General features: G+C 45.3%; 16 protein-coding genes, 2 rRNA genes and 1 riboswitch. Of the genes, 2 read left to right on the top strand and 16 right to left on the bottom strand.

What is annotated here, in order from left to right; all coding sequences use genetic code 11:
* Nucleotides 1-17: 17 nt before the first annotated feature.
* From MHB64_RS00190 to MHB64_RS00180, 3 genes are all read right to left on the bottom strand, one after another.
* Nucleotides 18-1,181 carry a 3D domain-containing protein gene (locus MHB64_RS00190; protein ID WP_094872027.1) on the bottom strand — a complete coding sequence of 388 codons (1,164 nt, stop codon included), beginning with the start codon at nucleotides 1,179-1,181 and terminating at the stop codon, nucleotides 18-20.
* A 281-nt stretch (nucleotides 1,182-1,462) separates the two neighbouring features.
* Nucleotides 1,463-1,692, bottom strand: a riboswitch (cyclic di-AMP (ydaO/yuaA leader).
* 197 nt (nucleotides 1,693-1,889) lie between these two features.
* Nucleotides 1,890-2,660: a TatD family hydrolase gene (locus MHB64_RS00185; protein WP_094872028.1), complete on the bottom strand. Its 771-nt coding sequence runs from the start codon at nucleotides 2,658-2,660 to the stop codon at nucleotides 1,890-1,892.
* A gap of 42 nt (nucleotides 2,661-2,702) precedes the next feature.
* Nucleotides 2,703-3,986, bottom strand: coding sequence for an HD domain-containing protein (locus MHB64_RS00180; RefSeq protein ID WP_094872030.1), 1,284 nt, complete (start codon nucleotides 3,984-3,986; stop codon nucleotides 2,703-2,705).
* A 305-nt stretch (nucleotides 3,987-4,291) separates the two neighbouring features.
* Here MHB64_RS00180 and MHB64_RS00175 point away from each other — a divergent pair, with 305 nt between their 5' ends.
* Nucleotides 4,292-4,546 carry an AbrB/MazE/SpoVT family DNA-binding domain-containing protein gene (locus MHB64_RS00175; RefSeq protein WP_042123095.1) on the top strand — a complete coding sequence of 85 codons (255 nt, stop codon included), beginning with the start codon at nucleotides 4,292-4,294 and terminating at the stop codon, nucleotides 4,544-4,546.
* A gap of 326 nt (nucleotides 4,547-4,872) precedes the next feature.
* Here MHB64_RS00175 and rsmI read toward each other — a convergent pair whose 3' ends face one another.
* The 10 genes from rsmI to MHB64_RS00125 form a co-directional block, all read right to left on the bottom strand.
* Nucleotides 4,873-5,787 (bottom strand): 16S rRNA (cytidine(1402)-2'-O)-methyltransferase, encoded by a 915-nt coding sequence (rsmI, locus tag MHB64_RS00170; RefSeq protein ID WP_094872031.1) that lies wholly within the window; start codon nucleotides 5,785-5,787, stop codon nucleotides 4,873-4,875.
* Nucleotides 5,784-6,557, bottom strand: a complete 774-nt coding sequence (locus MHB64_RS00165) for a tRNA1(Val) (adenine(37)-N6)-methyltransferase (RefSeq protein WP_042183822.1) — start codon at nucleotides 6,555-6,557, stop codon at nucleotides 5,784-5,786. The genes rsmI and MHB64_RS00165 overlap by 4 nt, the downstream gene beginning before the upstream one ends.
* 125 nt (nucleotides 6,558-6,682) lie before the next feature.
* Nucleotides 6,683-7,048: a DNA replication initiation control protein YabA gene (yabA, locus tag MHB64_RS00160; RefSeq protein ID WP_042123089.1), complete on the bottom strand. Its 366-nt coding sequence runs from the start codon at nucleotides 7,046-7,048 to the stop codon at nucleotides 6,683-6,685.
* Nucleotides 7,049-7,079: 31 nt separating this feature from the next.
* Complete coding sequence (locus MHB64_RS00155) at nucleotides 7,080-7,880, bottom strand: PSP1 domain-containing protein (protein ID WP_042123087.1); 801 nt, start codon at nucleotides 7,878-7,880, stop codon at nucleotides 7,080-7,082.
* Between the two features lie 139 nt (nucleotides 7,881-8,019).
* Nucleotides 8,020-8,994 carry a DNA polymerase III subunit delta' gene (gene holB, locus MHB64_RS00150; protein ID WP_094872033.1) on the bottom strand — a complete coding sequence of 325 codons (975 nt, stop codon included), beginning with the start codon at nucleotides 8,992-8,994 and terminating at the stop codon, nucleotides 8,020-8,022.
* A gap of 117 nt (nucleotides 8,995-9,111) precedes the next feature.
* Nucleotides 9,112-9,555, bottom strand: a complete 444-nt coding sequence (locus tag MHB64_RS00145) for a YaaR family protein (RefSeq protein ID WP_094872035.1) — start codon at nucleotides 9,553-9,555, stop codon at nucleotides 9,112-9,114.
* Nucleotides 9,556-9,605: 50 nt separating this feature from the next.
* The gene (locus tag MHB64_RS00140; RefSeq protein ID WP_042183817.1) at nucleotides 9,606-9,935 is read right to left on the bottom strand and encodes a cyclic-di-AMP receptor; all 330 of its coding nucleotides are present in this window, start codon (nucleotides 9,933-9,935) and stop codon (nucleotides 9,606-9,608) included.
* Nucleotides 9,936-10,059: 124 nt separating this feature from the next.
* Entirely contained in the window at nucleotides 10,060-10,701 is a 642-nt protein-coding gene (gene tmk / locus MHB64_RS00135; protein ID WP_341133470.1) for a dTMP kinase, read from the bottom strand.
* On the bottom strand, nucleotides 10,702-12,252 hold the full coding sequence (locus MHB64_RS00130) for an aminotransferase class I/II-fold pyridoxal phosphate-dependent enzyme (RefSeq protein WP_341133469.1): 1,551 nt from the start codon (nucleotides 12,250-12,252) through the stop codon (nucleotides 10,702-10,704).
* 209 nt (nucleotides 12,253-12,461) lie between these two features.
* Nucleotides 12,462-12,647 carry a sigma factor G inhibitor Gin gene (locus MHB64_RS00125; protein ID WP_042123074.1) on the bottom strand — a complete coding sequence of 62 codons (186 nt, stop codon included), beginning with the start codon at nucleotides 12,645-12,647 and terminating at the stop codon, nucleotides 12,462-12,464.
* A 208-nt stretch (nucleotides 12,648-12,855) separates the two neighbouring features.
* Here MHB64_RS00125 and MHB64_RS00120 point away from each other — a divergent pair, with 208 nt between their 5' ends.
* Nucleotides 12,856-13,380, top strand: coding sequence for a hypothetical protein (locus tag MHB64_RS00120; protein ID WP_341133468.1), 525 nt, complete (start codon nucleotides 12,856-12,858; stop codon nucleotides 13,378-13,380).
* A gap of 72 nt (nucleotides 13,381-13,452) precedes the next feature.
* Here MHB64_RS00120 and MHB64_RS00115 read toward each other — a convergent pair whose 3' ends face one another.
* The 3 genes from MHB64_RS00115 to MHB64_RS00105 form a co-directional block, all read right to left on the bottom strand.
* Nucleotides 13,453-13,866, bottom strand: coding sequence for a hypothetical protein (locus tag MHB64_RS00115; protein ID WP_094877212.1), 414 nt, complete (start codon nucleotides 13,864-13,866; stop codon nucleotides 13,453-13,455).
* A 256-nt stretch (nucleotides 13,867-14,122) separates the two neighbouring features.
* Nucleotides 14,123-14,239 (bottom strand): 5S ribosomal RNA (gene rrf / locus MHB64_RS00110).
* 127 nt (nucleotides 14,240-14,366) lie between these two features.
* A 23S ribosomal RNA gene (locus MHB64_RS00105) occupies nucleotides 14,367-17,295 on the bottom strand.
* Between the last annotated feature and the right edge of the window lie 97 nt (nucleotides 17,296-17,392).

Genomic DNA, 17,392 nt, shown 5'->3' with positions numbered 1-17,392 from the left:
TTTGCAAAAGCTTCAGCCTAGTTTAACTCCGGCTTCACAGGTCCAATCACATAAACGGTTCGTGATTTACGACCGAAATTACGAACATGGCTCAGTGAATCGTAGTAGACATCTACTTTATTGCCCTTAATGGCACCGCCAGTATCTTCTGCTCGGCGGAATCCAAGTCCCTCGATATATACCCACCAGCCAATAGGAATTACATTCGGATCTACAGCAATTGTGCGACCTTCCGTTACGCGTGTTCCGGAAGCCGTTTTGGTACCTATACCTGCCTCTTCTGACGAATAAGCTGTCATGGAGACATTCTTAATCATCTTCTTGTACTCAAAGTCTACGCCAGCCTTGCTTGTGACGTTATTAGTCTTGGCGCTAACTTTAGCCGTTTTTGAAGTGGTGTTTGATTTGGAAGTTGTTGTAGTCTTAGCTACAGCCGGCTTAGGAAGTGCTTTGGTACCAACGGCAATAATCTTATCTTTCGTTACCGTTTGTACTTCCTTACCAATCATGCGCATAGAGGCCAGTTCTCCGTCTTGGTAGATCTTTTCAATATGCTGAATCATGACGCCTGGTTTGCCTGCCTGTGCCACTCTAACTGTTCCCACAGTAAGGGAGGGGTCTGCTGTCTTGATGACTCTGAAGGGTAAGTCAGTTGTTCGCTGTACGGTCTGTTTGTTGATGCGAACAATCTTAACCTCCATGTTTGCAGAAATGGTGGTGTCTAACGAAGGGAAAATCTTATCATGACCTTCTAGGGTAATGCCCATTTTCTCAATTGCTTTACCAATTGTATCCTCGGTCGTATATAACGTTTTTGTTGCTCCATCCGCAGTAAGACTAATTTTCTGCGCACGATTGATAACGACACGGTCACCGTCTTTTATTTCATCACTCAGACCTAAAGATAGTTCATCATGCGGCTGTAGCGAAATTTGCTCTTTCTCCAACACATCACCAAGAAGCGCTTCCCGCGTTTCAAGCGTCTGTGTTTGCCCGTCTATTACTAAAAATAATTGTTTGTTACTTTGACCGTGTACGTACAGCAGAATAAGTAACGCGATAGCGACTGAAATCACGCCTGCAAGTAAAAGCACGCGAGTATTTACTTGCTCCCACCGTAATGCGAAAGACCTGCTGGATGACTGCGAATCATGGGATACTTCTGGTTGGAATACGCCCATTCTCTCCATCCTCCTTACATAGCCCCGTCGTCAATTGTATATCATGAGGACTGAATTCCTTTGACGAAACTATTTGAGATTGTCACAGGACACGCACGTAATAACTTAGCGTCTCCTGCTCATGGATCGCCTGCTCGGCACAGCTACTCCCACCCCTGTTATATAACAGTATGTGGGTAACATTCTATTTATTCAAAAATAAAAAAGCCTAAAAAGAGTTCAACTGAGGACTCTTTCGTGGCTTCTCCAATATCAGAATAGAGAATGCTTGTGCACGAGGTTGCCTCTCTTACTTGCGCTTACGGGGTTAGCTGTCGGGTTCGGACGAAAGAGAGACGCCCTATTTCAGGTCACCCGCTCATGGCGGTTGCCCTTAAATTCACCCCAAAGACCACGTGAAGAAATCAAATACTGTCCTACGGCACGTCTAAACCGTATTTTAAATACAGGCATGCGGCAGGTCAATATTGGTTCCCCCGTTCTCCATACGGAGACTCAGCGAGACGATCCATGAATATATGGCTGTCACTGTAACACAGCTCACATCACTGAAAAGATGATATCCTGTTTTGATGCATGTTGTAAAGGACGATTCAACCACGTTTAAGCAAAAATATGGTTAAAATATTGTAATATTCAGCTGTTTTTATATTAAAAAAGTTTAATATATCGGCCATTCTCTATTTTTCGCCTGTTTTTCTCCCGTTTTCACTCAATCCCAAATCGTTCCAGTGCGTTCGCATACGTTATTTTAGCCAATTCTTCCCATGTTAACCCTTTAATTTCAGCTGCTGCCTCTGCTACCAGCTTCACATGAGCGCTCTCATTTCGCTTTCCGCGGAAGGGGTGCGGAGTCAAATATGGAGCATCGGTTTCGATCAATAATCGGTCTAGAGGGGTCTGCGCAAGTACTTCTTTTGGCACTCTTGCATTTTTGAACGTAATAGGTCCTCCAAAGGATAAATGAAAACCAAGATTCAAGCACATCTTAGCCGTTTCCCAGCTTCCAGAGAACGAGTGCATCACGCCTCCAACCTCATTTGCTTTTTCCTCCCGTAAAATCCGTACAACATCCTCATGGGCATCACGATCATGAATACAAATCGGCATATTCAGTTCGCGGGCTAGTCCAATTTGCTTGCGAAAAACTTCATGCTGCACATCCTTGGGAGAAGTATCCCAGTAATAATCCAGTCCGATTTCACCGATCGCCACCACTTTCTTATGACTGCATAGAGAAGCGATCCAATCGAGATCTCCATCTTTCATATCAATCGCATCCTGAGGATGCCAACCCACTGCCGCATAAATATAATCGTAAGATTCCGCCAGCTTCATCGTTGAGGGAATCGTCTCCCGATTAAATCCGATATTAATCATCTTGCTAACTCCTGCTTCTACAGCACGAGCGATAACTTCTTCGCGATCCTCGTCGAATTGAGGCGCATCCAGATGCGTATGTGTGTCAAACAGATACATTTTAACCTTCACTCCTTGTCAAAAATGCTATATTTTTTTGTATTATTTTGCAAAAATCTCTGCGATAGAAGAAGGCAATCGTGTAAGCACTTTTCTCAACTTATCCTGAGGAAAATAAAGATGATATCTGCCACGGTGAATGCCGCTAATAGAACGTACAATATCGGATACCTCTGAAATTTCCCGCAGATGATCATGCCGATCAAGCAGCAGAATTTGTTTATTGTCAAAAGCTTCTCCCGGACGGAACACATCATAGGGCAGATCTGTCGGAAAATCAATCTCCAAATCATATTCTGGGTGAAGACCCGCTGCCGCAAAACTGCTGCGAATTTCAGTAATCATATCTGTATCGAGATTCTCCATCTCAACGTATTTATACAGTTTACGATGAATAAAACGGGTGCACAAGTCGCTTAGTAGCTCATCTTTTTCAAGCGTCCACTGCATAAAAGCCGTCTGTACCAGTGCTTCATCCAGCATTAAATATTGCTTTACTGTCACCTCACCACGGAACAAATCCTCCAGCGGATTAATCATGAAACTAAAATTGTACCCCTCTTGGAAAAGCTCCTTGGCTCTACGGAAAATTTGTCGCAAAATAATCTCTGAGCTACGTGTCACCGGATGAAAATACACTTGCCAGTACATTTGATAACGCGACATTAAATAATCTTCAATGGCATGCATTCCCGATTCTTTTACAACAACTCGACCATTATAAGGACGCAGCATTCTTAAAATCCGATCAATGTCGATCGTTCCATAGTTTACACCTGTATAGTACGCATCACGCAGCAAATAATCCATGCGATCAGCATCTAGCGGACTTGAAACCAGATTTACAACAATTTCATGCTCATAAGTTTTAGCGATTACTGAGGCTACTTTACGAGGAAAATCCTCCTCCACATCACGCAAGATCTCAGTAATCTCTGTGTCCTCCAGAATAATTCGACAAGTCCAATCCTCATGATTCATTTCAAAGGCTTCTTCTATAGAATGGGAAAATGGACCATGCCCCAGATCGTGCAGCAAAGCCGCACACAAGGTGAGCAGACTTTCTTCAGGAATCCAATCCTTATAACCGCTTCGTTCAAATTGCGAAATAATTCTACGTGTAATTTCGTATACCCCTAGAGAATGAGAAAACCGACTATGCTCTGCGCCATGAAAGGTGAGATACGAGGTACCCAGCTGGCGTATCCGGCGTAAACGCTGAAATTCCTTTGTATTTATTAGTCGCCAAATAATAGTATCCTGCACGTGGATATAATTGTGAACCGGATCTTTGAAAACCTTTTCTTCTGTGAGCGGCTGCTTCATGAGATCAACTCCTTTATTAAATTTAATATGATTTTAACCAATATAAGTATATAATAAGTAATTATGTCGTACTTTGTCGAATGATGACGTTTTTAGTCTTGGTAAATCGACAAAGTTTATTTTTACTTTTTTTTTAGAATTCGCAATTGGTATAGGCAATTCAAAGTTTTAGTGAAAAAGTTCTTAATTCAACCTATGAAAAAAGGTTGACTGTTTTGGGAATCGTTGGTATTATGAATATCATAAAACAGTGAACAATGTCGAATAATGACGTTTTTGGAACATTGAGAGGAGTAACGATTGGTATGATGAAATCAACAGGAATTGTAAGAAAAGTAGACGAACTTGGACGGGTAGTTATTCCCATCGAATTGCGCCGTACTCTTGGCATTGGTGAAAAAGACGCACTTGAAATTTACGTTGATGGTGAGCGCATTATGCTTAAGAAATATGAGCCTGCCTGCATTTTCTGCGGCAACGCTGAGAACGTAACTTACTTCAAAGGAAAAATAGTTTGTCATGAATGCATTTCTACTATCCCTACCCCTGTGACAAACTAAAATAAATAGTATATAATAGAACTAATCAAATTGTTAATTCTAACCTTTTCATATCTCCTTGACCTCCCGTGACCGCGGGAGGTATTTTTTTTCTGCAATCACCTGTGTTTCCCGCCCCAAAAGATGTCTACAAGGATTTACTCCCCCCATGATACCTAATAATGATGGGGAATGCGGTGAGAGCATGAAGTAAAACGAGTTTTTACCATGATCTGGTCTATATTGGGCTTCCTTTTGGGAACCACCTTCAGGCTAGAATCTCGTCAGCTTCGTAATACCCCTCCGCACCTTGTTAACCTCTTAGAATTAGAATCCGTCAATAACACTTACTGCTGCTCCGCTTTATCCAGAAGTGCGTTATAAATATCCCGCTTTGACACACCACGATCAGAGGCTGCTTTTTTCATAGCTTCTTTACGCGGCATATCTGCTGCTTCGTAATGAGCAACATGTTCTTCAATACTTAACTGGCGCCACCAAGCCGATTCCGCCATTTCAGCATCTTCCTTGCTCTCACCTTCAACGACAATGACATACTCACCAAGCGGTGGATGTTCAGCGAGCCAATCCGTACATTCCTCGATCGTCCCACGTAGAAACTCCTCATATCTCTTCGTCAGTTCACGAGCAAGCACAATTCGCCGATTGCCAAATGCTTCATGGAGATGAGCCAGTGTCTTCACCACGCGATGTGGAGATTCGTAGAACAATATAGTCCCTTGCGCCGAACGAAGTGGACTTAATACCGCACGGATATCTTTACGTTCTCGAGGTAAGAAGCCGATAAAGGTGAAAGTAGTCGTAGGCAGACCAGAGGCAATCAATGCTGACAAAGCTGCGTTAGCTCCGGGTATAGGAATTACTGGTATACCGTGACTTATGGCAAGGGCTACAAGGTCTGCACCAGGGTCGGAAATGGCTGGTAAACCGGCATCGCTGACGAGTGCCAAATTTTTTCCTTCTATTATATAGCGGATAAGTTCAGGTCCACTTGCAGCCTTATTATGCTCATGATAACTGAACAGCATAGAGGGTGTAATTTCAAAATGACTCAACAATTTCCGGGTTTGTCTTGTATCCTCAGCTGCAATAATATCGCATTCCTGCAATGTGCGAACAGCACGATAAGTCATATCCTCTAAATTACCGATGGGTGTTGCCACCAAAAAGAGTGAACCGGTTGATTCCTGCTTATGTGTATTGTTATTGTTCTGAAAACTGCTTTGGCATGATATCGTCATGATTTACCCTCTTTAGCACCATAGTAGATGTCCATAATTTCTGGACAGTATTGATTGTCCTCATTATATACAATGAGTGGTGGATGTAAACGAACCTCCGGCTTACCATCACGTATCGCTTCGATTAATACCATGTTAGCCTCCAGATGCGCACGTGGATGTACAAAGCGGATAATTTTGGGCTCGAGCCTATATTTTCTCATCAGACTAATAATATCGACCAATCGTTGTGGCTTGTGAACCATACTTACCTTTCCTCCGGTGCGAACCAGTCTCACACAGGCTTGAATAACCTCCTCCAGTGTACATCCGATTTCATGACGAGCCATAGCCTGATGAGTGTTCAGCTTGAGGTCACTGCCGTTAAGCGGCATATAAGGAGGATTGACTGTTATTGCATCATATACGCCATGTCCTGCTACTTTATATAACTCACGTAAATCGCCTTCATGGATCACAACCTGATCCTGTAGCCCATTTAGAGCCACGCTACGTCGAGCCATATCCGCTAAACGGGGCTGAATTTCAATCCCTTCTATAGAAGCTTTAGTTCGGGTCGTCATCAAAATAGGAATTACACCATTTCCAGTACAAAGATCCAGGACTCTCCCACGGGGCGGAACGCTGGCGAAACGGGCAAGCAGTACAGCATCCATAGAAAAGCTGAATACTTCATCACTTTGAATAATTCGCAAGTCATGCGTTAATAAATCATCCACCCGCTCCGTCGGCAGCAGAGGAACAGATATATCGTTAAAAGAATTTGTCATGTAGTAATCTCCTAAAAATTTTTGTTGAGCTAAAATCTCTGTGCATAATCATCGAAACAAGACTATCTTCATTCAGCTGAAATTCAAAAAAAACCGTAGGATCAATCTCCTACGGCTGGATATCCTCATTTATTAAGAAAAGAAAGACAGAACAGACAATCACCTTCCGTGCGTAAATGTCCAAAATAAACATTACAGATGTGAAAGCCTTCATGGTAAAGCCGGGCCAAGTTGTCATAACCTTCCCCGACAACCTCTTCTGTTCCCTCTCCGGCAGCTAAAAGAGCTTCCGCCTCCGCAGAATCTACGGTAGGATCCAAAGGTGCATCCCGCTTTAAAATTTTGCGAAGCTGTTCATTCTCCAGAGTTAACCTCTGATTCGCTTCCATCAGTTCTTTTACCGTCTGTTTCCATTCTCCAAGATTGGCGCGCATCGTTTCCATCTGTGCTTCCATATCCTGCATGTGTGCAAATATATTTTTCTTCTCCAAGTTTCCACCCCGAAAGTAACCTTATAATGGTTTACTTGACGACAACATCATCCATTGGAAGTTCCTTAACTTTGCCCACTTCAAACAACTGTACATGAACCGTACGGCTTCCGGCATTAAGTCCTACTACTTTGCCATCACCCAATGAGGTCACGACAATCTTGCCGACCGCTGGCATTTCTTCCTTCACACTCTCATAATTGTCATGCTCAAATTTCAAACAACACATCAGACGTCCACAAAGTCCTGAAATCTTCGTCGGATTAAGTGACAGGTTCTGATCCTTCGCCATTTTAATGGATACGGGTTCAAAATCCCCTAACCAAGATGAACAACAAAGTACTCGCCCACAAGGTCCAAGTCCACCTAGCATTTTAGCCTCATCACGCACCCCAATTTGCCGTAGCTCAATGCGGGTCCGAAAAATACTTGCTAGATCTTTAACCAATTCTCTAAAGTCGACCCGTCCTTCGGCCGTAAAGTAAAATATAATCTTATTACGGTCAAAAGTAAACTCTACATCGACGAGCTTCATTTTGAGACCATGGTCGCGTATTTTATTTAAACAGGTGGTAAAAGCCTCTTTAGCGGCCCCTTTGTTCTCTTCAACTACGCGTGCGTCGGTTTCTCCGGCAATACGCATCACTTTTTTGAGGGGCAAAACTACGTCGGATTCTTCCACCTCTTTTTTACCTACGACAACTTTACCGTATTCAACCCCACGTGCTGTCTCCACAATAACATATTGATCCCGTTCAATCGGAAAATCAAGTGGATCAAAATAATATATTTTACCCGCTTTTTTAAAACGGACACCTACTACGCTGTACAAAAATTAACCCCCTTGTTTGCCGGTAAAAGGAACCTATGGGCATGTCCGCTCCCTGATGATCCATGCTTGTCCTTCCTCGTCTGTTAAAACGATATTTCCAGGTAAAGCGACATCCGGAGGATATATCATAACTAATCCTTTAACTTTCCAGTCGGATTAAAAACTGCTCCAGACACAACTGGGCATTGGCATTGGATCGCAGCTTCTTCGAACTCTCTGCAGCAAATCCCATATAAGCCACCCATTGTTCCGCACTCCGCTCACGGGCATGCCTGGAAATAAAGTCTAACTGATCTATGAAAACGATACTCTCATGCTTACGATACAGGAAGTAAAGCATATCTTTAAACCACAGATGGAACATGCTGAAGAAGATATCCAAATGTTCAGCGAGTCCGGTCTTGAACAGCTTCTGCCCAGCAGTTGCTACAGCGGAGCTGCCCTTGCCTAAGGACTCCTTAGCTAATTGTAACATTACATTTCTCATTTCTGCAAACCAATTCTGTTCCAAAAGTTTCCTGCAACCATCAAATCCTGAACTAAGTGATACTGCACATCGAGCTAAGGGTATGGGAACGCCCTCACTTGCCAGAGCTTGGAGCATAATATCCGGGTTTAACGGACTAAATGGAATCCGCTGGGTCCGCGACTGAATGGTTGGCAATAAGGAACGGCTATTATCAGAAATTAAGATTCCAACAGCCGGAGCTGGTGGTTCCTCCAGAAATTTCAGCAGACTATTGGCAGCTTGTACCGTCATTTTGTCTGCTCCATCTATAATATATACTTTCGGATTCACACCCTCTGACCGATAGGAAAAGACGCGCTGCAGCTCACGGATTTGATCTATTTTAATACTTGCCCCATCTGGCTGCAGCAGTGACAAATCAGGGTGGTTTCCATGCTCTACTTTGCGGCACTCCAGGCATTCCCCACAGGCATCGTCCTTGCTCTGGGTACAAAATATAGCTTGGGCAAACATCAGCGCCGTTTTCATTTGTCCACTGCCTGCTGGCCCTGTAAATAAATAAGCATGACTCACAGCTTCTTTGCGCAAGGCATTTTGGAGTAGCCGCGTGGCGTTCTCCTGGCCTACTATATCATGAAAAGGCATAATTTCCTCCCAAAACTTTCAAACATAAACGCCTTCGGCGCCCTTATAAGGACGGTAAGTGTTTAATCAAGAAATATAAGGATAAAGTATAGTGTAAAGCATATACTTTCTTATATTTTAAAAAGAAAGGTTGATTAACAACCCGCGGATTTCTCCAACACGTCCCAACAAATCTATCCGGCCCTGCTCGCTATTCAGCAAATCATCTGCCATAGATAGCAAAGCCGAATCAATTTCCTCAAGCAGCTTGTAACGCTTGCCACGGCCACGCCGATCCCATCCGCGTGTTTCTTTCAGAGTAACGCCTCTTCGAGCCGTTTCTTCCAGAAACCTTTTGATCATCATCCGGTATATAGTGAGTTCACGAATCGTCATGGACTTAGATAAACGATCCCCTTGAGACTGTATCTCTTTGATCTGGCGATTTAGTTCGTCTTTGGTTTTCTGTTCACTTTGCTGCTGAAAAACATCAGAGAATGTTTTTTGCTGAACGGGTTTATTAGCCCCTTCTGCATTTGTCATTTCACTCTTCAAGGGCCTATACCCCGGATTGATCTTCAAAGGTTATCTACCGCCCTTTTTTGTAAATGACTTGCTACTCTATATTATACTTAATAATGTTCAAAACGATCTACAGGAAGTACGAATACAGTAGCTCCACCGACTTGTACTTCGACAGGAAGTGGCAAATACGAATCCGTTGTTCCACTCATCGGTGTTACCGGAGTAACTAATTGCTCACGGACTTTACAGCTGTTTCGGATTACGGTTAATACAGATTCAATCTGACTGTCTTCTACCCCGATCATAAATGTCGTATTCCCTGCCCGTAGAAATCCACCTGTACTTGCAAGTTTAGTAGCACGGAAATTGGCTTTGACTAGCTCGCTGGACAACCGGTTACTGTCTTTATCCTGGATAATTGCAATGATCAACTTCATCTTCGCATTCCCTCCCAATAATTTTATGGTGTATTACTACTGAAAGCCCTCTCGTAGTAACCCTTACATCATAAGCACATGCCTAATTATATGTCACTTCTCTTAGTATATTAGACAAAACACCCTAAAAACCCTTTAATACTCTCTCTTCAAGAGTTCTCACAATATCTTGTTCTACCATATGGATCGGGCGATTAGCATCCAGAACTACTATTCTGTCCGGATTGTCCTGGATTAATAATTGATAGCCTTCACGAACCTTTTGATGAAAAGAAAGACTTTCCAGATCCAGGCGATTGATTTCCCGTTCTTCATTCGCTGCAATTCGTGACAACCCTATCTCTGGATCTACATCCAGATAAAAGGTTAGATCCGGCATCCGGTTCCCAATCGCAAAACGATTAATACTCCATACCTCATCCACTCCGAGCCCTCTCGCATGCCCTTGATAAACAAGGCTGCTGTCTACAAAGCGGTCACAGAGCACAGTAAGCCCTTCTCTAAGAGCCGGTTCAACGACTTCAGCGAGATGTTGGCTTCTTGCTGCAGCGTATAGCAATGCCTCTGTACGCGCATCCATAGCTGTATGGGAAGGATCAAGAATAATGGAGCGAATCTTCTCAGCAATCTCAACGCCACCCGGCTCACGTGTAATTCGATAAGGCATGGACCGGTTCTGTAAATAGGCTGCTACTCTACCTAGTACCGTTGTTTTTCCGGAGCCTTCGCCCCCTTCTAATGATATAAAGAAACCTTCTTTTCCCACTTATGCTTCTCCGCCCTTCTTAATGTTATATACCTCAATACGCTGCAAGACCGGATCAGCACAAGCCTGAAATTTGGCGCCTCCTTTAGCTAAACTTGCCAGCCTTCTTTGGATCAGATCTGTGATCACTTCACCCGGATATAATATTGGGATGCCTGGTGGATAGGGAATAACCATCTCTGCCGCCACTCTATCCACACATTGTTTAAGATCAATGCTTTCAATCTCATTCGCTGACACCGGCTTCAATGAGAAGGGGACAGGATTTGAAATTTGCAAAGAATGGAAATTGTTCCACGTGGAAATATTGCGAGAACCTGATAAGTCGGGAGCGTTCAGTGATTCGTAAGGTTCCTCCGAATCTATTTCTCGCAGCGTCTGCAGCAGTTGATCTGCGTCTCCAGCCTTTGATCCAAGGCTGAACAACAGCACTACGTGCCGTTCGTCGCTCATCTCCGGCACGCAGCCCTTTGCTTCGAGCTTGTGCTGCAGCTCGAAGCCGCTCAGGACCCCGGTGGCGTCATAAATGACGACTTTAAAGGGGTCCTGTGTCACGTACGCCGCCAAAGAATCAGGCGGCGTATTCGGGTGCAGCGGCTTTGCCGGCTGCACTAGTCCGTAGCGCGGCAGCTCCGCGAGCCCGCGCCTCAGGACGTCCACGGCGGCCAGCCCCGCCGTGAAGGCATCATTGCCTCGGCTGTGCAACAGCCGCCGGGCAAGATCCAGCGACGCCATCATAGGATATGATGGGCTGGAGCTCTGCACCATAGCGAGCCGCTGCCGGAGCAGGGCGCGGTCGAGCCGCGGCCCCTGAACATGCAGCATAGCGCCCATGGTCATCGCTGTGAGCATCTTGTGCGTGGACTGCACGACGCCGTCCGCGCCACAAGCAAGTGCCCCGGCTGGCAGCGCCGGGTGCTGCCCGTAATGCGCCCCGTGCGCCTCATCCACAAGCAGCGGTACACCGCTGTCGTGACAAATACGCGCCAGGGACGCAAGATCACTACCCATGCCATAATAATTCGGCATGGTAACAAGCACAGCTGCGGCTTCGGGATAGGCTGCAAGTGCAGCCTTAACAGCTTCTGCCGCCGGCGCAACTGCCAAACCGCTAAGCGGGTCTATCTGCGGTTCCAGAAAAACAGCACGCACTCCGGCCAACATCAGTCCATGAATGACTGACTTATGCACATTGCGTTGAAGAATCATAATCATTCCAGGCTCGGGACAAGCGGTTAGAATAAGAGCCAGATTGCCTGCTGTACTCCCTCCAACCAGAAAAAAGCTTTCCTCTGCTCCAAAGCAATCTGCGGCTAACTCTTGCGCTTCCTTGATAACTCCCTCAGGATGATGAAGATCATCCGTTCCGGAAATTTCCGTAACATCATACTTCATTACCTCATCTAAAAAGCCAGCGCCTTCAACGCCATCAACGCCATCATATGCCTCTCCATTCTTATGACCTGGCACATGATATGATCTATTACCCATCATTCTATATTGTTCCAGCATTTCGTATATAGGCGCCCTACAACGTTCTAATTTATTCATATTAAATTCCTTCCCATAGGGTTCCTTCTATTTTAACGTAAATATTCGAAAACGCCTACGCTTCAGTGTAAAAGCAGCCCTTTGGACAACAAAACGGCTCCTCCCGCCTGAAGAACGAGGAAGCCGTGTATTGAATATTACTAATGCAGCCTTCGTATCTTTCATCCAGACCGCTCTCTTAATTGCATCATTTAACAGAGTTACTCTACTTAAGCATTCTTTTGCAATCCGATCTTCTTCATCCGGCCGATAAAAAAACGGTACTTGGCATCTTCAGCCTCGGTACGTATCATCTCAGCCTCACATTCCTCACAAATAAAATGCGAGACAATCACAATACCTTCCTCTTTTACCTGTCCACAAATGATACAAGCTTGCCCGGTTTGCTGTTCCATAACCATCCCACCTTGACTCTTTTAAGAACAGTATGATACACCTTCTATCATTTTAAACCTTTTCATAGTTTTTTCATATCCTTTGTATCGTGCATTATATATATTCCGTTGCAGTTATATCGGTGAATTTCCGCCGCAGTTTAATAAAATACATCCAATCGCCGATATTAAGAACATACGAATTCACGAGGAGGTTAGACTATAATCTATGGAACCCACTACCAAAGGTGCAGCTACATTCTATCAATATAAACTAATTAAAAAAGTCAATCTAACGGTACGCCTGCTGCCTATTTATATTATGCTTCCCTTAATAGTCCTTGTGCTCGAAACCGTATTTCTTTCCTGGTGGAGCATTCTCTACATAATCATAGCAGCGCCTGTAGCCTTCTGGGTTCAATATGTCATTTCACGCTCAGTTCTTTTAATCTCAGGACACCCCATTTCAAAAAGATGGTCTGTCTCATTTAAACTGCCTTGGTTAGGGTTTATGCCTGATCAACACATTAGCTACCGTATATTCCGTAAAGTACAGCTACATAATTTCTATATCGGTCTTTGTATTGCAGCACTCTTTATTTTCTGGTCACCGCCAGCATTTACAGTCTCACTGATCACTTGCCACTTATGGCTCCTACTGCCTCGTCTTTATACCCTGTTCAGACTGAATCGACAGGATCAGGGAGGTATGCTAAAATTCAATCCGACCGATGTATCCTATTACTCTCAGTAAAGTGCATCAGTACATCTCTTATTATTTTCACTTATTAAAAAATAAACCGCCATCCTTAGGGATGGCGATTCTTTATTTTGTCTTAAGGCCTTTAATGGAGGTCTTCTTTTCTTTAGGAATCATCACTACAAAATAATCATCATGCACTGTTAAATGAACCGTTAACCCATCCTTCAGAAAAACACCCGAAGAATCACTATCATCATCTTCCTGTTCTGTCCATCCCCAGGCTTTAATAGCTTCCAAATAAGGATCCGGAATACCATTCTTCTCCTTTAATCCAGGTAAAGAATAACGTACATAATCCATAGCAACGTTAGTAGTAGTCTGGTCTGGTGAGTTTGCTTCATGTGGGACAGGAAAGCTTTTCTCAATGAGTGCACTCTCAAAAGTATCCCACTTAGGTTCTTTAGTCCCGCAGCTTGCCAGTATTAAAGTTAAAATACAAGAAATCATTATTAACTTAAATATTTTTAATTGTTTCATGCCTTAAATCCTCCCTACCTCTACAATGCATCTAAAGACACAAGAAAATTCAAAGTTAGAATTTATGAGTAGTTCCTTCGTATTAAAGATATGCTAACTATTAGCACTTTTCTATTATACTTGTATCCACCGCAGCGTCGGTAACAAAAATGTCATTCCACAGTAACCTATACTAATGTTATTACTATCCTTAAATACTTGCATAATAAAAAAATAAAAAAAGCCACTGCTGATATTATCAACAATGGCTTAATCTGCTTGGCAACGTCCTACTCTCCCAGGACCCTTCGGTCCAAGTACCATCGGCGCTGGAGGGCTTAACGGTCGTGTTCGGGATGGGTACGCGTGGAACCCCTCCGCTATCGCCACCAAACATGCGTCTGTCAAACAGACGCTGTCGCGTGAAATTTGCTTCATCACAGAAGTGTGAATAAATTCCATAGCGTAATCCAGGCTTGATGCCTGAAAACTGAATCCGAATTGAATTTGCGTCTTAAGTATAGGATAAGCCCTCGACCGATTAGTATTGGTCAGCTCCATGCATTACTGCACTTCCACCTCCAACCTATCTACCTCGTCGTCTTCAAGGGGTCTTACTAATTGGGAAATCTCATCTTGAGGGGGGCTTCACGCTTAGATGCTTTCAGCGCTTATCCCGTCCGTACGTAGCTACCCAGCCATGCTTCTGGCGAAACAACTGGTGCACCAGCGGTACGTCCATCCCGGTCCTCTCGTACTAAGGACAGCTCCTCTCAAATTTCCTGCGCCCACGACAGATAGGGACCGAACTGTCTCACGACGTTCTGAACCCAGCTCGCGTACCGCTTTAATGGGCGAACAGCCCAACCCTTGGGACCTACTTCAGCCCCAGGATGCGATGAGCCGACATCGAGGTGCCAAACCTCCCCGTCGATGTGGACTCTTGGGGGAGATAAGCCTGTTATCCCCAGGGTAGCTTTTATCCGTTGAGCGATGGCCCTTCCATGCGGTACCACCGGATCACTAAGTCCGACTTTCGTCCCTGCTCGACTTGTAGGTCTCGCAGTCAAGCTCCCTTATGCCTTTGCACTCTTCGAATGATTTCCAACCATTCTGAGGGAACCTTGGAACGCCTCCGTTACTCTTTAGGAGGCGACCGCCCCAGTCAAACTGCCCGCCTGACACGGTCCCCGTACCGGATTACGGTACTAGGTTAGAACCTAGATACGATCAGGGTGGTATCCCAACGGCGCCTCCACCGAAGCTTGCGCTCCGATTTCTACGGCTCCCACCTATCCTGTACAGATCGTACCCAAATTCAATATCAAGCTGCAGTAAAGCTCCATGGGGTCTTTCCGTCTTGTCGCGGGTAACCTGCATCTTCACAGGTATTAAAATTTCACCGGATCTCTCGTTGAGACAGCGCCCAAGTCGTTACGCCATTCGTGCGGGTCAGAATTTACCTGACAAGGAATTTCGCTACCTTAGGACCGTTATAGTTACGGCCGCCGTTTACTGGGGCTTCGGTTCATAGCTTCGGGTTACCCCTAACCACTCCCCTTAACCTTCCAGCACCGGGCAGGCGTCAGCCCGTATACTTCGCCTTGCGGCTTCGCACAGACCTGTGTTTTTGCTAAACAGTCGCTTGGGCCTTTTCACTGCGGCCCCCTCGTGCTATTCACACTACCGGGGCACCCCTTCTCCCGAAGTTACGGGGTCATTTTGCCGAGTTCCTTAACGAGAGTTCTTCCGCGCGCCTTAGAATTCTCTTCTCGCCTACCTGTGTCGGTTTGCGGTACGGGCACCTTCTCCTGGCTAGAGGCTTTTCTTGGCAGTGTGAGATCATGACCTTCGCTACTGTAATTTTCGCTCCCCATCACAGCCCAGCCTTAACGATGTGCGGATTTGCCTACACATCAGCCTCACTGCTTAGACGGACATATCCATCAGTCCGCGTCACTACCCTCCTGCGTCACCCCATCGCTCATAGCGGATTACGGTGGTACAGTAATTTCAAACTGTTGTCCTTCGACTACGCCTTTCGGCCTCGCCTTAGGTCCCGACTTACCCTGAGCGGACGAGCCTTCCTCAGGAAACCTTGGGCTTTCGGCGGATCAGATTCTCACTGATCTTTTCGTTACTCATACCGGCATTCTCACTTGTATGCTGTCCAGCGCTCCTTACGGTACACCTTCAACCCACATACAACGCTCCCCTACCCCAGATACATACGTATCTAGCCATAGCTTCGGTGGTGTGTTTAGCCCCGTTACATTTTCGGCGCAGAGTCACTCGACCAGTGAGCTATTACGCACTCTTTCAATGGTGGCTGCTTCTAAGCCAACATCCTGGTTGTCTGTGCAACTCCACATCCTTTCCCACTTAACACACACTTGGGGACCTTAGCTGATGGTCTGGGCTGTTTCCCTTTTGACAATGGATCTTAGCACTCACTGTCTGACTCCCGGCAATAAGTATATGGCATTCGGAGTTTGACTGAGCTTGGTAATCCTTGCGGACCCCGCACCCAATCAGTGCTCTACCTCCACTACTCTTATACCGAGGCTAGCCCTAAAGCTATTTCGGGGAGAACCAGCTATCTCCGAGTTCGATTGGAATTTCTCCGCTACCCCCACCTCATCCCCGCATTTTTCAACATGCGTGGGTTCGGGCCTCCAGTGCGTGTTACCGCACCTTCACCCTGGACAGGGGTAGATCACACGGTTTCGGGTCTACGTCCACATACTCATTCGCCCTATTCAGACTCGCTTTCGCTGCGGCTCCGTCTTCTCGACTTAACCTTGCATGTTAAACGTAACTCGCCGGTTCATTCTACAAAAGGCACGCCATCACCCATTAATAGGGCTCTGACTTTTTGTAAGCACACGGTTTCAGGTTCTATTTCACTCCCCTTCCGGGGTGCTTTTCACCTTTCCCTCACGGTACTGTTTCACTATCGGTCGCCAGGTAGTATTTAGCCTTAGCAGATGGTCCTGCTGGATTCATACGGGGTTTCACGTGCCCCGCACTACTCGGGATCCGTCTCGGAGAGAACACAGTTTAGGCTACAGGGCTTTTACCTCTATCGCGGGCCTTTCCAGACCTCTTCACCTACCATATTCCTTTGTAACTCCATGTGAGACGTCCCACAACCCCTAAGAGCAAGCTCTTAGGTTTAGGCTGTTCCGCGTTCGCTCGCCGCTACTGACGGAATCACTATTGTTTTCTCTTCCTCAGGGTACTTAGATGTTTCAGTTCCCCTGGTCTGCCTCTACATCTCCTATGTGTTCAGAGATGAGTAACTGCGAATTACCACAGCTGGGTTTCCCCATTCGGACACCCCCGGATCAAAGCTTGCTTACAGCTCCCCGAGGCAGTTTCGTTGTTCGCCACGTCCTTCGTCGGCTCCTGGCGCCTAGGCATCCTCCGTGTGCTCTTATTAGCTTAACCTTCGCTCTGATGTTTCGCTTGTTTACACAATCGAAAATCTTCGCTTCCAGCTAATAACTAACATACTTGTTTACACAAGTTATAGCTAAAAGATGTT

Source organism: Paenibacillus sp. FSL K6-2859 (assembly GCF_038008265.1).
Classification (GTDB): Bacteria; Bacillota; Bacilli; order Paenibacillales; family Paenibacillaceae; genus Paenibacillus_AQ; species Paenibacillus_AQ nitricinens.
Note: the sequence above shows the minus strand (reverse complement) of the source record. Positions and strands in the feature narration are given on the sequence as shown.

What these genes read in the sequence shown, in the direction of transcription:
- MHB64_RS00190 (WP_094872027.1), bottom strand. Translation starts at nt 1,181, where the DNA reads ATGGGCGTATTCCAACCAGAAGTATCCCATGATTCGCAGTCATCCAGC.
- MHB64_RS00185 (WP_094872028.1), bottom strand. Translation starts at nt 2,660, where the DNA reads ATGTATCTGTTTGACACACATACGCATCTGGATGCGCCTCAATTCGAC.
- MHB64_RS00180 (WP_094872030.1), bottom strand. Translation starts at nt 3,986, where the DNA reads ATGAAGCAGCCGCTCACAGAAGAAAAGGTTTTCAAAGATCCGGTTCAC.
- MHB64_RS00175 (WP_042123095.1), top strand. Translation starts at nt 4,292, where the DNA reads ATGATGAAATCAACAGGAATTGTAAGAAAAGTAGACGAACTTGGACGG.
- rsmI (WP_094872031.1), bottom strand. Translation starts at nt 5,787, where the DNA reads ATGACGATATCATGCCAAAGCAGTTTTCAGAACAATAACAATACACAT.
- MHB64_RS00165 (WP_042183822.1), bottom strand. Translation starts at nt 6,557, where the DNA reads ATGACAAATTCTTTTAACGATATATCTGTTCCTCTGCTGCCGACGGAG.
- holB (WP_094872033.1), bottom strand. Translation starts at nt 8,994, where the DNA reads ATGCCTTTTCATGATATAGTAGGCCAGGAGAACGCCACGCGGCTACTC.
- MHB64_RS00140 (WP_042183817.1), bottom strand. Translation starts at nt 9,935, where the DNA reads ATGAAGTTGATCATTGCAATTATCCAGGATAAAGACAGTAACCGGTTG.
- MHB64_RS00130 (WP_341133469.1), bottom strand. Translation starts at nt 12,252, where the DNA reads ATGAATAAATTAGAACGTTGTAGGGCGCCTATATACGAAATGCTGGAA.
- MHB64_RS00125 (WP_042123074.1), bottom strand. Translation starts at nt 12,647, where the DNA reads ATGGAACAGCAAACCGGGCAAGCTTGTATCATTTGTGGACAGGTAAAA.
- MHB64_RS00120 (WP_341133468.1), top strand. Translation starts at nt 12,856, where the DNA reads ATGGAACCCACTACCAAAGGTGCAGCTACATTCTATCAATATAAACTA.
- MHB64_RS00115 (WP_094877212.1), bottom strand. Translation starts at nt 13,866, where the DNA reads ATGAAACAATTAAAAATATTTAAGTTAATAATGATTTCTTGTATTTTA.